14 protein-coding genes are annotated in these 13,406 nt (G+C 61.5%); 8 read left to right on the top strand and 6 right to left on the bottom strand.

Annotation, left to right across the window (positions count from 1 at the left end; translation table 11 throughout):
• Positions 1-471: 471 nt before the first annotated feature.
• Both L21_RS08750 and L21_RS08755 read left to right on the top strand, forming a co-directional pair.
• Positions 472-756, top strand: a complete 285-nt coding sequence (locus tag L21_RS08750) for a DNA-directed RNA polymerase subunit L (RefSeq protein WP_256712839.1) — start codon at positions 472-474, stop codon at positions 754-756.
• Between the two features lie 6 nt (positions 757-762).
• A complete protein-coding gene (locus L21_RS08755; RefSeq protein WP_074370100.1) occupies positions 763-1,395 on the top strand; it encodes a class I SAM-dependent methyltransferase in 633 nt (210 codons plus the stop codon).
• Here the strand turns inward: L21_RS08755 and L21_RS08760 are convergent.
• Entirely contained in the window at positions 1,376-1,993 is a 618-nt protein-coding gene (locus L21_RS08760) for a translation initiation factor IF-2 subunit beta (RefSeq protein WP_074370101.1), read from the bottom strand. The genes L21_RS08755 and L21_RS08760 overlap by 20 nt on opposite strands.
• A 93-nt stretch (positions 1,994-2,086) precedes the next feature.
• On the opposite strand from L21_RS08760, the gene purL reads away from it, so the two are divergent.
• Positions 2,087-4,159, top strand: a complete 2,073-nt coding sequence (gene purL / locus L21_RS08765) for a phosphoribosylformylglycinamidine synthase subunit PurL (RefSeq protein ID WP_074370102.1) — start codon at positions 2,087-2,089, stop codon at positions 4,157-4,159.
• On the opposite strand, the gene L21_RS08770 is transcribed toward purL, so the two are convergent.
• Positions 4,153-4,635: a flavodoxin family protein gene (locus L21_RS08770; RefSeq protein ID WP_074370103.1), complete on the bottom strand. Its 483-nt coding sequence runs from the start codon at positions 4,633-4,635 to the stop codon at positions 4,153-4,155. The two genes, purL and L21_RS08770, sit on opposite strands and share 7 nt — an antisense overlap.
• Before the next feature lie 201 nt (positions 4,636-4,836).
• Positions 4,837-5,826: a ketol-acid reductoisomerase gene (gene ilvC, locus L21_RS08775; RefSeq protein WP_074370104.1), complete on the bottom strand. Its 990-nt coding sequence runs from the start codon at positions 5,824-5,826 to the stop codon at positions 4,837-4,839.
• A gap of 129 nt (positions 5,827-5,955) precedes the next feature.
• Here ilvC and mptA point away from each other — a divergent pair, with 129 nt between their 5' ends.
• The 5 genes from mptA (at position 5,956) to frhB (ending at position 10,824) form a co-directional block, all read left to right on the top strand.
• Complete coding sequence (mptA, locus tag L21_RS08780) at positions 5,956-6,897, top strand: GTP cyclohydrolase MptA (RefSeq protein WP_074370105.1); 942 nt, start codon at positions 5,956-5,958, stop codon at positions 6,895-6,897.
• 224 nt (positions 6,898-7,121) lie between these two features.
• The gene (gene frhA / locus L21_RS08785; protein WP_074370106.1) at positions 7,122-8,489 is read left to right on the top strand and encodes a coenzyme F420 hydrogenase subunit alpha; all 1,368 of its coding nucleotides are present in this window, start codon (positions 7,122-7,124) and stop codon (positions 8,487-8,489) included.
• 10 nt (positions 8,490-8,499) lie between these two features.
• Positions 8,500-9,060, top strand: a complete 561-nt coding sequence (frhD, locus tag L21_RS08790) for a coenzyme F420-reducing hydrogenase, FrhD protein (protein WP_074370107.1) — start codon at positions 8,500-8,502, stop codon at positions 9,058-9,060.
• A gap of 103 nt (positions 9,061-9,163) precedes the next feature.
• A complete protein-coding gene (gene frhG / locus L21_RS08795) occupies positions 9,164-9,925 on the top strand; it encodes a coenzyme F420 hydrogenase subunit gamma (protein WP_074370108.1) in 762 nt (253 codons plus the stop codon).
• Between the two features lie 11 nt (positions 9,926-9,936).
• On the top strand, positions 9,937-10,824 hold the full coding sequence (gene frhB / locus L21_RS08800) for a coenzyme F420 hydrogenase subunit beta (RefSeq protein ID WP_074370109.1): 888 nt from the start codon (positions 9,937-9,939) through the stop codon (positions 10,822-10,824).
• Between the two features lie 815 nt (positions 10,825-11,639).
• On the opposite strand, the gene speD is transcribed toward frhB, so the two are convergent.
• The 3 genes from speD to L21_RS08810 form a co-directional block, all read right to left on the bottom strand.
• Positions 11,640-12,086, bottom strand: a complete 447-nt coding sequence (speD, locus tag L21_RS08805; protein WP_074370128.1) for an S-adenosylmethionine decarboxylase — start codon at positions 12,084-12,086, stop codon at positions 11,640-11,642.
• Between the two features lie 556 nt (positions 12,087-12,642).
• Positions 12,643-12,798 carry a C2H2-type zinc finger protein gene (locus L21_RS13860; RefSeq protein ID WP_143727255.1) on the bottom strand — a complete coding sequence of 52 codons (156 nt, stop codon included), beginning with the start codon at positions 12,796-12,798 and terminating at the stop codon, positions 12,643-12,645.
• Complete coding sequence (locus L21_RS08810) at positions 12,795-13,391, bottom strand: DNA polymerase ligase N-terminal domain-containing protein (protein ID WP_074370110.1); 597 nt, start codon at positions 13,389-13,391, stop codon at positions 12,795-12,797. Before L21_RS08810 ends, L21_RS13860 begins: the two co-directional genes overlap by 4 nt.
• Positions 13,392-13,406 lie beyond the last annotated feature (15 nt).

A 13,406-nucleotide genomic window follows, 5' to 3' on the forward strand; every position in this document is an offset into this window, starting at 1 on the left:
TTGCAGCATCCACGATGTCCAGCTTCTCAATATCGAGTGCCCCGGCATCCGTAGCCATCGCCGGCACCATCGTCACGCTCACCAGCAGCACGGCGAGGGAGACGGAGAATGCCTGCATTCCAACTTTTCCGCACATTTCACATTCCTTCAGGGATCTCCCGGAGGCCGGAGAGGCGTGCCTTCACGTGCAGGTAGCGCACGCGCTCCCATCGTCTCCGGGCGCGGGGCGTTCGCACCGTTGCAGGCGCCGCCTGCGAAACCCATGGTTGAGAACTCAACGTTCTTTCATATCTCTTTTCTGTCACGATCAGCTACACGTCGAGGCGTCTCGATCGATTTCGCCTTCCAGAGCATGCCGCAACCGACCGGAGGCCACGGCCGGCCGATACGAGGACCGGCACGGCAGGAAGAGCCGCCTTCTCGTCCCACCCATACGTATATACCCCTCCCGGAACCAAAACATAGGTGCGTATGGCCATGAAACTCAAACTCCTGGAGCTGACCGACGACAGGGCCCGGATCCTCTTTGAAGGCGAAGGCAACACCTACATCGACGCGCTCGCCGCAGAACTCATCCACGATCCGCAGGTGGACGTGGCGCAGCGCAAACAGGCATTCCGGTTCACGGACCCCGAACTGGTCGTCACCACGGTCGGCGGTCGGCCACCTCTTCTTGCAATCACCGACGCGGCAAAGCGGCTCTCCGGCTACGCCGGCGAACTCCTCCAGCAGATGGAGACCCTCGAGACCGCGTAGGTCGCCATGAAAAAGAGCGCCGAAGGCTTTGCCCGGGTTGCCCGGGAAGTCTTTGCTCCCATCTACCCCGTCATCGCACAGCAGGCGCTCGCGTGGTCGGGTATACGGGACGGGATCGCGCTCGATCTCGGGAGCGGCCCCGGCCTCCTCTCCGTAGCGCTCGCAAAGAAAAGCGATCTCGTTGTCGTCGCGCTCGACGCCGACCCGGCGATGTCCCTGATTGCCCGGACGACCGCCGCCGGGAGCGCGGGCCGGGTGATCCCGGTCACCGGGGACGTCCACTGCATGCCGATCCGCGACAATAACGTCTCGCTCGTCGTCAGCCGCGGCTCGATCTACTTCTGGGAAGACCGGCCGCGGGCGTTTTTAGAGATCGAGCGCGTACTCCGGCCCGGCGGCGTCGCGTACGTCGGCGGCAGTTTCGGGACGCCCGAACTCCGGGAAGCGATTTTCACAAAGATGCGGCAGCGAAACCCGAACTGGGACAGCGACGTCGCCCGGCGGAGCGGGCAGGCGACCCCCGGGACGCTCCGCCGCGAACTTGCAGAGAGCGGCGTCGTCCACGCCCGTCTCCGGGAAGAAGAAGAGGGGATGTGGGTGGAGATCAGAAAAGACGCGATCAGTCCACGCGCTCGGTGAAGATGATCGTCCCGGCGATCCGGGTGATCTTGATCTTCACCGTCTGGCCCGGTTTTGCATTCGCAACGTACATCGTGTAGCGATCGATCTTCACCACGCCGTCGCCGCGCTTCGAGAGGAACTGCGGGGTGACGTCCATGATGGCGCCCTCGGTCGGTTTCGACGCTGCAGAGGGATCGACTATCGCCTTTCGCTTCCGCACCGGCCGGTGACCACCGCAGGCATCGCACTTGAGCGTCAGAACCCGCTCGGTCTTGACCAGGCGCGTGTCGGGCTTTCCGCACTCCGAGCAGATGACGTAGTCGTCGACGTAGCCCTTGATGATCGTGTTGATCTGCTCCTGCTCGAACTTCCCGGAGAAGACCGCCCGTGTCCCCTCCACCTTGCCGGCGGTGCCGAGCTCGCCGAGGAGGTGCTTCATCAGGTGATCCTGGTCGCGCCGGAGGGTGCTCGCGATCTCGGCGAAGTTCTCGAGAACCGTGGTCTTCCCCTCGATAAAGACGCGGGCGGCCGGGACCGTGAACCGGTCCTCGAACTCCGTCGGCTCCGTGATATTGGTATACGCCTTCTTCAGAAGGTCTTCGTATGACGGGCTCATACTCAGGTATTGGTCGCACCACGTCAAAAAGTGAGTACCTCAACCAGGGCTTGCACATGCTTATGCAGGTAGGCGGCTCACCGATTCTCCAGTATGCTCCCGGCACATGACCTCGCGCTGCTGAAAACGACCCTCGGGCGCGACCTGACCGACGTCGAACTCGCCTGTTTCGAGAACCTCTGGAGCGAACACTGCAGTTACCGGTCCACGAAACACCTCCTCAGGACGCTCCCTACGACCGGGAGCGCGGTGCTGCTCGGGCCGGGGGACGACGCCGCGATCGTGCGGTTCAGCGAGACCTGCGCCCTCGCCGTCGGGATGGAGAGCCACAACCACCCGAGTTACGTCGAACCCTACGACGGCGCCGCCACCGGGGTCGGGGGGATCGTCCGCGACATCCTCTCGATGGGCGCCCGCCCCATCGCCCTGATGGACCCGCTCTACTTCGGGCCGCTCGACAGCGAGAAGAACCGCTACCTCGTCGAGCAGATCGTCGCCGGGATCGCCGATTACGGCAACGGCATCGCTGTGCCGGTCGTCCGGGGCGAACTCGTCTTCGATCCCTCCTACTCCGGAAACCCGCTCGTAAACGTCGTCTGCATCGGGACGGTGGACCCCGGACGCTACATCACCGCCCGGGCCAAACGGCCGGGGAGCCGTCTCGTTCTCGTCGGCGCCGCCACCGGGCGGGAAGGGCTTGGAGGGGCGTCGTTTGCGTCCCGCGACCTCGCCGGAGACAGAGATGCCGCCGACCGGCCGGGTGCCCAGGTCGGCGACCCCTGCATGGAGAAACTCCTCATCGACGCAATCCTCGCGATGGCAAAGACCGGGAAGGTTCTCTCCTGCCGCGACCTCGGGGCGGCGGGGCTTGCCGGGGCGTCGAGCGAGATGGCAGGCACCTTCGGCGCGGTCATCCACGCCGACCGGGTTCACCTCCGGGAGACCGGGATGACGCCGCGGGAGATCATGCTCGCCGAGTCCCAGGAGCGGATGCTCGTCGAGGTGGCTCCCGGGGACGTCGCCCTGATGGGGGAGATCGCGGAGCGGCACGACCTCGCCTGGAGCGATATCGGCGAGGTGATCGACGAGCCCCGCTACATCGTGAAGTTCCGCGGCGAGACCGTCGCCGATCTCCCGATCGATCTCCTGGTCGGCGGGGCGCCGCTCTGTGCCTGGGAGACGAGACCTTACTCGGCGGAGACGCCGTTCGTCCGCCCGAAATCATCGTTAAAAGACCTCGCACTCGGCGTCCTCGCGCACCCGGACGTGGCACGCAAGGACTGGGTCTACGAGCAGTACGACAGAGAGGTTCAACTCCGCTCGGTCTCGCTTGCCCACGACGCCGCCGTCCTCCGCCTGGAAGATAAAGCCCTCGTCCTCTCCTGCGGGTGCAACCCCGCCCAGATCTACTTAAAGCCCTTCGAGGGGACGGCAAACGCCGTCATCGAGAACGCGAGCAACCTCGCCTGCCTCGGCGCCGAACCGCTCTGCATCGTCGACTGCCTGAACTTCGCGAGCCCCGAGCACCCGGAGATCGCGTGGCAGATCGAGCAGTGCGTCCTCGGCCTCGGGGACGCGGCGCGAAGGATGGGAATCCCGGTCGTCGGCGGCAACGTCTCGCTCTACAACGAGAGCGACGAGTTCGGGACAGAGATCAAGCCCACACCGTCGATCGGGATGGTAGGGCGGGGCGAGGTTCGGGAGTGGACGGCTCCCGCCGAAGGCGATAAACTCGCTCTCATCGGGACGACGCTGCCCGACTTCGGCGGATCGGTCCTCGACGCGGTCACCGGATGCGGTGGATCCGCGCCCGCGATGGCGGACCCGGCCGTCGTCGCCGTCGTCCGGAATCTGGTCGGATCGGGGAAGGTCACGGCCGCGACGGATCTCTCCCGGGGCGGTCTCCTCGCGGCGCTCGCGAAGATCGCGCCGCATGCCGACGTCACGCTCGCCGGCGATCCCCTCGCGGAATTCTTCTCCGAGACCTGCGGCCGGTTCCTGGTCGCGGTCGGGGACGAAGCGGCCCTTGCCGGAGTGGAGCACCGGATCATCGGTACGGTCGGCGGCGACGCGCTCACCCTCCGGCTGAAGGACGAGACGGTCGTCATCGCGCCCGAGGAGATCGAGACGGCGCTTGCCACGACGACCCGGACGATGCGTTACTGAACGACCATCCCTTTCTCCGCCCGGCGGACGAGATCGGCGAGCGTCTCTATCCCCTTCCCCTTCTTCACATCCCTTGCCGTGAACGGGACCGCGCCCCTGACCTCGACGTTCCGGCCCGCAAGCACCGCCTTCAGAGTCTCAAGCGTCTTCCCCGGTGACCCGCCGAAGGTGCAGAAGACGACCGCGGGCTTCCCCTCGATGCCCCGGAGGGCGTTGATCGCGGGTGTCGGACTCCCGGCCCAGACAGGGGTTCCGACGACGACGGTATCGTAGGCGGAGACGTCGATGACGGCGGGCTCGATGGTGGCGCGCGTCCCCCTCATCGCACGGGGAGAGCCCTTGAGATACCTGCCGATCTTCGAGTAATGCGCAAGATCTTGTACCTCGATGAGATCGCCGCCGACCACCGCGGCGAGCCGCTCGGCGACGGCCCGGGTGTTGCCGGTCTCGGAGTGGTATACGATGCAGACGGACATATCGGGGGGTATGGCAGGCGCGTATAAACGGATATCTGGTGGGGCCGCGTGGAGCAATGCTCACGGCGCCTCACGCGAAGTCCAGCGCAGGTGCCGGCAACTTCCCTTCGCGTCTTCGCGTGAGGTTAGCGGTTCAAGGACGGCGATATAGTTTCACGCGAAGGCGCGAAGAACGCCAAGAACAGAAAAAAGAGGTAAGAGTTACTTTTTGAACTGCGGCATGAACCCGCGGATCTCCGCACCCACCTCTTCGATCAGGTGCTCCTCGTCCGCCCTCGTCAGCGCGTTGAAGACCGGGCGGTTCACCATGTTCTCAAGCATCCACTCTTTCGCGAACTCGCCGTTCTGGATCTCTTCGAGGATCTCCTGCATCGCCACGTAGGTCTCGGGCCCGATGACGCGGGGGCCGCGGGTCAGGTCGCCGTACTGGGCGGTGTTGCTGATCGAGTCGCGCATCTTCGTGAACCCGCCCTCGTAGATCAGGTCGACGATGAGTTTCATCTCATGCAGGACCTCAAGATAGGCCATCTCAGGCGCGTACCCGGCGTCCACCAGGGTCTCGAACCCGGCCTTGATGAGCGAGGTCACGCCGCCGCAGAGGACCGCCTGCTCGCCGAAGAGGTCGGTCTCGGTCTCCTCGGCAAACGTCGTCTCGAGCACGACCGCGCGGGTCGCGCCGATCCCCCGGGCGTAGGCGAGCGCAATGGCCCGTGCCTCTCCCGTGGCGTCCTGGTGGACGGCGATGAGGGCCGGGACGCCCTTCCCCTCCTCGTAGGTCCGGCGGACCATGTGGCCGGGGCCCTTCGGGGCGACCATGACCACGTCGATGGTGGGCGGGGGGACGATCTGGCCGTAGTGGATATTGAAACCGTGGGAGAACATCAGGCAGGCGTTCTCCCTGATATTGGGACTGATCTCGGCGCGATAGATGGCCCCCTGGTTCTCGTCGGGGAGGAGGATCTGGACGACGTCGGCGCGCTTGACCGCTTCGGCCACGGAAAACACCTCAAAACCGTCTTCGGATGCTTTCTGCCAGCTCTTCCCGGGCCGCAGGCCGATGACGACCCGGCACCCGGAATCACGCAGGTTCAGCGCCTGGCCACGACCCTGGGAACCATAGCCGACGACGGCGATGGTCTTGCCCTCCAGGGTGCGAGGGTCCGCATCGGACTCATAGTATTTCTGCACCATAGGTTCTCACACCCGGTTGGACAGCAAACCTGATAAATATTATATCGGAGAACCTCAGTGGTGCACTGAGGGTCATTTTAAGGTTGATGAAAAGAAACCATACTCTCAACACGCTATTGAGGATTTGTAATGGAACTGCCAGATGTCCAGTCCAGCCTGCCGGAGGTCCGTATCAACTTGACCAGGGTGGGTGTGAAGAACGTCCAGAAACTCGTTGAAGTCGCCCGGCCGGGCAAGCGGCCGGTCATCTTCATCTCGAACTTCGACGTCTTCGTCGATCTCCCCGGAAGCCTCAAAGGAGCGAACCTCTCCCGGAACTTCGAGGTGATCGACGACGTGCTGCAGCAGGCCATCGACGGCGACGTAAACGAGATCGAGGAACTCTGCAGCGCAGTGGCGAGGAAACTCCTCGACCGGCACGAATACGCGGAACGTACCGAGGTCAGAATGCGGAGCAAGTTCATGGTCCGGCGGGAGACGCCGGTCAGCGAGACGAGCTGCCATGAGGTCGTGAACGTCCACGCGAAAGCAATAGCCCAGAGGAACGACGGAAACCCGATCATCAGAAAGAGCATCGGCGCCGAAGTGACCGGGATGACCGCCTGCCCCTGCGCCCAGAACATCATGAAGGACCATGCCCTGCATGTCCTCGAGAACCTCGGGGTGGAGGAGGAGAAGATTGAGGCGTTCCTGGACGAAGTGCCGATGGCCACGCACAACCAGCGCGGGCGCGGTTTCCTCTGCATCGAGATCGACGACGACCAGCACATCAGTCTCGAGAAGATCATCAAGATCCTGAAGGATTCCATGAGTGCACGTATCTACGAACTCCTCAAGCGGGGCGACGAGAGTTACGTGGTGATGGAGGCTCACAAGAATCCCCGGTTCGTAGAAGACTGCGTACGCGAGATGGCCCGCAAGGTGATCGCGCAGTTCCACGATCTGCCCGGAGACTCCGTAGTCACTATCAAGCAGACGAACGAGGAGAGCATCCACCAGCATAATGCATACGCAGAACGAAAGGCAACGATAGCAGAGCTCGTCTCGGAGATGGACAAGGGCACACTCTAAATCCAATATAATTTCACATTTTTATATTGCACGGAGATTTTTTGACATTAAGTGTGACTAATGTCTAAAATCATAACACGACGATATGTCCTAAAGCGAAAGATATAAACTCTGTTTTCTTCATAATCCTTGTTGACGTACTCGTGTACGTTTTCAGTACAGAATTGTGTGGTAACACCAGTATAGTGTTCAGAACACCAAAATATCGGAATGAGGCGATATATTTGTCGAAAGTTGTAGAGATTTCCCCAACTACGAGACATGAAGGCCATTCTAAGCTCGTTCTGAAGGTCAACGATGAAGGCATCATCGAGCGCGGAGACTGGCTTAGCATCACCCCGGTGAGGGGAGTCGAGAAACTCGCCATCGGCAAGACGATGGAACAGGTTCCAAAGATCGCATCGCGCGTCTGCGGTATCTGTCCCATTGCACACACCCTGGCGGGTATTGAGGCGATGGAAGCATCCATCGGGTGCGAGATCCCCGAGGACGCGAAACTGCTGCGGTACATCCTGCAGTGTGCCAACAGGATGCACAGCCACGCCATCCACAACATCCTGTCCCTCCCGGACATGTACATCCCCGGAACCGACGTGAAGATCAACCCCTTCACCAAGGAAGAACCGGTCAGGAGCGTTGCTCTCCGGATCCAGCGGCTCCGTGAGATCGGCCAGACCATCGGCGAGATCGTCGGCGGAGAGGCAATCCACCCGAGCAACCCCCGTGTCGGCGGTATGTACAAGAACATCACCCCGCGTGCGAAGGCGAAGATCTACGACCTCGCGAAGGAAGCCCGTGTCCTTACCCAGGAGCACATGGAGTTCATGATCGCGGTCTTCCGGAACTACCAGAACCGCGACTGGTCTGAAGTCGGCGGCGTCGAAGTCCCGATCCCGAAGGATCTCGGCTACCACAACCAGGGCTACATGGCCACCGCGCCGGTCTACGGCAGCTCGAGCCTTGACGAGACCCCGATGTGGTTCCCCGACCGGTTCACCGAAGTCCGCCCCTGGGACTGGTACATGGGCGAGGTTGAGATCAGCGAGGCCGACCCGAACTACCCGATCGGCGGCACTACCCCCGTAGGGAACAAGGCCTGGCCCCAGATGGAGGCCTGCACCGGCGTCCCGCTTTACGACGGCCAGCCCGTCGAGGTCGGACCGCGTGCACGTCAGGTTCAGTTCAAGAACTACGACGAGAAGGGCGCCATCGGCCTGCAGATCGCACGCCAGATGGAGTTCCCCGAGACCGCCTACGGTATCATCGACGCGCTCGACGCGCTCGACACCTCCGGATCGGTGCTCGCGGACGAGATCCCGCAGGGCGACGGATCCTTCGGATGGGCCGCGAACGAGGCTCCCCGTGGAACCGACGTCCACATGGCCAAGGTCAAGGACGGCCGGGTAGAGTACTTCGGAATGCTCGTCCCGACCACCTGGAACTTCCCCACCTGCAGCCGTGCACTGACCGGTGCACCCTGGCGGCTCGCGGAAGTCATCATGCGTGCATACGACCCCTGTGTCTCCTGTGCGACGCACATGCTGGTGATCGACGAAGACAAGAGACTGGTGGCCCAGAAACTCATTCAGTGAGCGTACACGCATGCTATTCCGTGAAATCGTGATCGCAGGATGCGGCAACCCCCTCTACGGAGACGACGGGTTCGGTCCTGCAGTCGTCGAGGAACTCCAGAAACTACAACTGCCCGACAACGTCAAGGTAATCGATGCCGGCCTTGGCGCCCCTCACTTCCTCTTTACCCTGATGGAAGATGCAGAGGTGCCGGTCAAGAAACTGATCATCATCGATATCGCCGACTTCGGCGCCAACCCCGGTGATGTGACGAAACTCCGGCCCGAAGACCTGCCGCCGGGCTCCTACCGGGATGCCCATTCATGGGATCTCTCAGAGCCGCTACAGCGATTGAAAGACGTCATCGACATCACGATCATCGGGTGCCAGCCGAAGCGTGTCGCGAGCCATGAGTTTGAACTGGGGCTCACTGAGGAGGTTGAGGGTGCCATTCCCAAAACAGTGCGTATCGTACTGGAAGAGATTGGGGTAGAATATGGGGCTACTATCAACCATCAAGGAACGCATCTTTGGGCGTCGCCGGGAGAAACCACCGGAGATGCCGGGGACAACCCCGGGGAGAAGGCCTGAGGCGAAGCCGGCGGCTACCCAGCCGCAGGGGAAGCCCGCGGTGAAGCCCTCTGATGTGATTGTAAACGAAAAGGTGGAAGTTGTACAAAAGGAGGAAAAGCCTGTGGCAGAAAAGATTACGATAGGTGAATTACACCTGAGCGGATGTACGGGATGCCTCGTTACGCTTGCGGATAACTACGAGGGTCTCTTCAAGCTGCTCGATGATTACGCGGATCTGGTCTACGCATTGACCCTGGTCGACGTGCGCCACGTCCCCGAGATGGACGTGTGCCTGGTCGAGGGTTCGTGCTGTCTGAACGACAAGATCTCGGTAGAAGAACTGAAGGAAGCAAGGGAGAAGTCGAAGGTGCTCGTCGCCTACGGCGGCTGCGCGGCCTACGGCAACATCACCCGGTTCTGCCGTGGTGGTCAGTGGAACCAGCCCGGCCAGGAGGCATTCGTGCCGATCAGCGAGGTCGTCGATGTCGATCTCTACATCCCGTCCTGTCCCCCGTGCCCCCAAGAAGTCAGGAACGTCGCCGTCATGGCCTACCTGCTGCTGAAGGGCAACGAGGAGCAGAAGAACCTCGCGACCGCCTACCTGACCCCGCTGATGCAGCTTGCACAGCGCGGCAACGAGGCCTGCGGCTGCGACCTGATGTATGACGTCATCAACCAGGGCCTCTGCATGGGATGCGGGACCTGCGCCGGCACCTGCCCGGTCCGTGCCGTCACCATGGAGTACGGCAAGCCGAACGTGAACCGCGACCTCTGTATCAAGTGCGGCGCCTGCTACGCGCAGTGCCCCAGGAGCTGGTTCAACTTCGACGTCATGAACAACTACGAGGGCATCATGGATGCCATCAAGGGTGCCATGCAGTGAGGTGAGAAAAGATGGACGTACTCGGTAACTACAAGTCCGCGATATCGGCACGCTCGACCGACAAGGATATCCTGAAGAAGTCTCAGGACGGCGGCATCATCACGACGCTCTTCGCGTATGCGCTCGAAGAAGGCATCATCGATGGTGCCATCGTCGCAGGCCCGGGCGATGAGCCCTGGAAGCCGGAGCCCATGGTCGTGACGACGAAGGCCGAACTCCTGGCCTCTGCCGGAACGCGCTACACCATCAGCCCGAACCTCTCCCTGATCAAGGAGGCGACCCGGAGCTACGGTCTTGACCGCGTCGGTATCGTCGGCACCCCGTGCCAGATCCAGGCTGTCCGGAAGGCTCAGCTCTACCCGATCGGCATGCGCGACGTCGACGACAAGATCGCCCTCGCGCTCGGTATCTTCTGCATGGAGAACCTCTCCTACCAGGCGCTCGAGGCTATCGTCGAGGACCACTGCAACCAGAAGATGGAGTCCATCAAGAAGATGGACATCGGCAAGGGCAAGTTCACGGTCTACACCGAACGCGGTGCAGTCAGCCAGATGCCGCTCAAACTGATCCACAAGTACGTGCAGCCCGGCTGCAACGTCTGCCTGGACTACGTCGCGAACCTCGCCGACATCTCGAGCGGCTCCGTTGGGAGCCCCGACGGCTGGAGCACGGTCTTCGTGCGGAGCACCAAGGGCAACGCCGTCTGGGACGGCGCTATCGCTGCGGGCTGCTTCGAGACGAAGCCGATCGACCAGGTCAAGCCCGGTCTCGACCTCGTGACGAAACTCGCCACCGAGAAGATCACGAAGAACCAGAAGAACGTGGATGCACGTAAGACTGTGGGCCTCAAGGCGGACGGAACCCCCAAGGGTCTCCGGAACCCCTACGAGTCTCCCTGAAAACACTTTTTTTTCGGCCGGTTCGGCCTTCCTTCAATCGGATATCTCCGATGACTGAGTTTTACCAGGTTTACGTGAAATCAGTCGTCCAACCCTGGTCAAGGTGCCCAGGTCGTCACAGATCGGGCATATCACCATGCAGTGGATCGTGGGGACTGCGCACCTCGCACCTAACCTGTTGCACGGATTCCGTGGTGGGGGTATTGCCATTGGGGGCGGCGGCTCGCGGGGAAGGGGGAGCATCCCCCCTGTCTCCAGTTCGCATCTCTGGTGCTCAAGTTCCAAATTTGAGATCTGTTGCCCCCACCCCACCCGCGCTTCGCGCTCCTCCCCCGCCCCCGGGCGGGTGCAGTGCGTGACGATAGGCGATGCCCCACGGGGTATCGCTGGAGAAAACTGGCGATCTTGGACTGGTAACTGGCCGAAGGGAGGAGGTTGAGGCCGTTATACAAAATAGACTCATCTGGACAGCCAGGTAGACCCAGAGGTAGAGGCAGTCATCGAGGTCATCCCAAAAAGATCTCCGAACCCCCGGCATACCCTGATCGGAGCCCTTAATTCTCAGGTATCCGCCATCTGAGCCACATCCTGAGCCAGTAGAATGAAACGGCTTTCCACTGGATATCGCCACGCGGGGGAGGGTCCGGGAGGGGGACACCCCCTCCCGGTAACAGCGTTTTGGGATAACTTCATCTTAAAAAAATGATGGGGGGATCTCCCCCCGCCGCGGGTTCCCTTTAGCCGGCGAGAGATGGCAGGTGCTCTCTGCCGTCATACGTTGCCGCTGAAATGATCGTTCCGGGTGTGTGTTCTATTCAGTCCCTGAACAGTACCTGGTAGGTTGCCGATTCCGCTCCAAAAAAGTCCCTGCAAAACTCCGCTGCTTTCGAGGGTTCGTACTCTTTGCAGCTGAAGATGTCGAGGTAGGCCGCATTGGTTTCGTTCGCGAAGTGACCGGAGACGAGCGATGTCTCGATGAGCTGGGTCATGGAAAACCCTGCAACCCTCTCGTTCGGGCCGAAGTGGATGATCTGTGGTTCGCCGAACCTCTTCATGTCGATGAGGTCGCATAGTTCGATGATGAACCGGTGGATCATCTCCGCGTCCCGTATCGATGCCGGGTCGCACCCCTTCAGGTCAACGCTCGTGTACAGTCCCCAACACCCGCGCTGCTTGAACTGTGCAACGATCTCTGCGTCGCTTACCGTCTCTGCCATAACGTTGCTTGCTGCAACGTTGTTTGTCATTGCCTTACTAACCATGATCTCACCTTCGAGACAAACTCTGATCGAATGATCACTGTAGTTTTTGATAGTTCTGATTTTAAACTTATCCATGCTGCTAATGAAAAATAACCGTTATTTCCCGGTTAGACGTGAGCAATTCCGAGTTATCCAAAATTATAAGGCAAATTCTTGACCTTTTTTCAAATCTGTGACTTTACTTAGCCCATTCATCTTTTAGTAGCCAAAGGTGGTCAGATTAGTAACACCAAGTGCGAATAATCGCCGACGGGAAATTTTTTCCGCGGACTTTGCTCCGGGGTTTTTCAGGCAGAAGAGGTCTAAAAAGACAGGTCTTTTTCCGACACGGTTTCCGGATATCATTTCGGATGGGGAAAACCAATAAGTCGGAGATAGGAAATTTTCGCCCCCGCACCGGTCTCGATCCCGACCGAAAGGCAGCCGGGCGATGACTACCGAACCCCTCTTTTGGCCCCTGAAATCAGGGCATCTTTGCCGGGCGACGCGCACCCCCGACCTCCCGTCACGCACCCCGCCGGGGTCTCCGGACACGACCTGCCGCAGCCGGGTGCCTTCACCGGACTTCCGGGGGCCGCCGGTGCCCGGATCGGACATGGGCGTGAAGGGCCTCGAGCGTGGGGTAGCGCCTGCCGCAGAACGGGCAGATGAACTCGCCCATCTCCACCGGGATATCGCCGCCCCTTCTCCTTTGCGGCGGCTCGCCCTTCACTCAGCCCTCCCCCCGCCGATCTCCTCAAGCGTCCGCCCGGAGACAACCGACCGGGGCTCCGTCCCGACCGGGTTTCTGTCGGGGTCGGCCTCGGCGTCGTCCATCTTCACGAGCAGCCAGGCCTCGCCTTTACCGGTTCTGAAACGCGTGAGAGCGTAGCCGCCCCGGAGCTTCTCTCCCTCCAGCCGGAAGGATACGTGGCCCCTCCGGAGAGCCTCGGCGACCCCGACCGCCTTCCCCTCCTTCTCGGTGAGGTTCCGGTAGGTTCCCCGGTCCCAGACGAGAACCGTCCCGGCCCCGTAACTCCCTTCCGGGATGACGCCCTCGAAGTCGGCGTAGTCGAGCGGATGATCCTCCGTCGGCACGGCGAGGCGCTTCTCCTTTGGGCTCATTGACGGCCCTTTCGGAACCGCCCAGGACTTCAGCACCCCGTCGACCTCAAGGCGGAAGTCGTAGTGGAGCGTGGTCGCATCGTGCTTCTGGATGACGAAACGCGGGTGGGCACCTGCCGCGTCCTGCTCTCCTTGCGGCTCCGGAGTCCGGGAAAAGTCCCTTCTGTCGCGATACCCCTCAAGCGTGTCACGGCCGGCCATACCAGAACTCCGGCG

The organism is Methanoculleus chikugoensis (assembly GCF_900095385.1).
In the GTDB taxonomy this organism is placed as follows: domain Archaea; phylum Halobacteriota; class Methanomicrobia; order Methanomicrobiales; family Methanoculleaceae; genus Methanoculleus; species Methanoculleus chikugoensis_A.

What these genes read in the sequence shown, in the direction of transcription:
- speD (WP_074370128.1), bottom strand. Translation starts at nt 12,086, where the DNA reads ATGGTTAGTAAGGCAATGACAAACAACGTTGCAGCAAGCAACGTTATG.
- L21_RS08750 (WP_256712839.1), top strand. Translation starts at nt 472, where the DNA reads ATGGCCATGAAACTCAAACTCCTGGAGCTGACCGACGACAGGGCCCGG.
- frhB (WP_074370109.1), top strand. Translation starts at nt 9,937, where the DNA reads ATGGACGTACTCGGTAACTACAAGTCCGCGATATCGGCACGCTCGACC.
- ilvC (WP_074370104.1), bottom strand. Translation starts at nt 5,826, where the DNA reads ATGGTGCAGAAATACTATGAGTCCGATGCGGACCCTCGCACCCTGGAG.
- frhD (WP_074370107.1), top strand. Translation starts at nt 8,500, where the DNA reads ATGCTATTCCGTGAAATCGTGATCGCAGGATGCGGCAACCCCCTCTAC.
- L21_RS08755 (WP_074370100.1), top strand. Translation starts at nt 763, where the DNA reads ATGAAAAAGAGCGCCGAAGGCTTTGCCCGGGTTGCCCGGGAAGTCTTT.
- mptA (WP_074370105.1), top strand. Translation starts at nt 5,956, where the DNA reads ATGGAACTGCCAGATGTCCAGTCCAGCCTGCCGGAGGTCCGTATCAAC.
- L21_RS08760 (WP_074370101.1), bottom strand. Translation starts at nt 1,993, where the DNA reads ATGAGCCCGTCATACGAAGACCTTCTGAAGAAGGCGTATACCAATATC.
- purL (WP_074370102.1), top strand. Translation starts at nt 2,087, where the DNA reads ATGCTCCCGGCACATGACCTCGCGCTGCTGAAAACGACCCTCGGGCGC.
- L21_RS08810 (WP_074370110.1), bottom strand. Translation starts at nt 13,391, where the DNA reads ATGGCCGGCCGTGACACGCTTGAGGGGTATCGCGACAGAAGGGACTTT.
- L21_RS08770 (WP_074370103.1), bottom strand. Translation starts at nt 4,635, where the DNA reads ATGTCCGTCTGCATCGTATACCACTCCGAGACCGGCAACACCCGGGCC.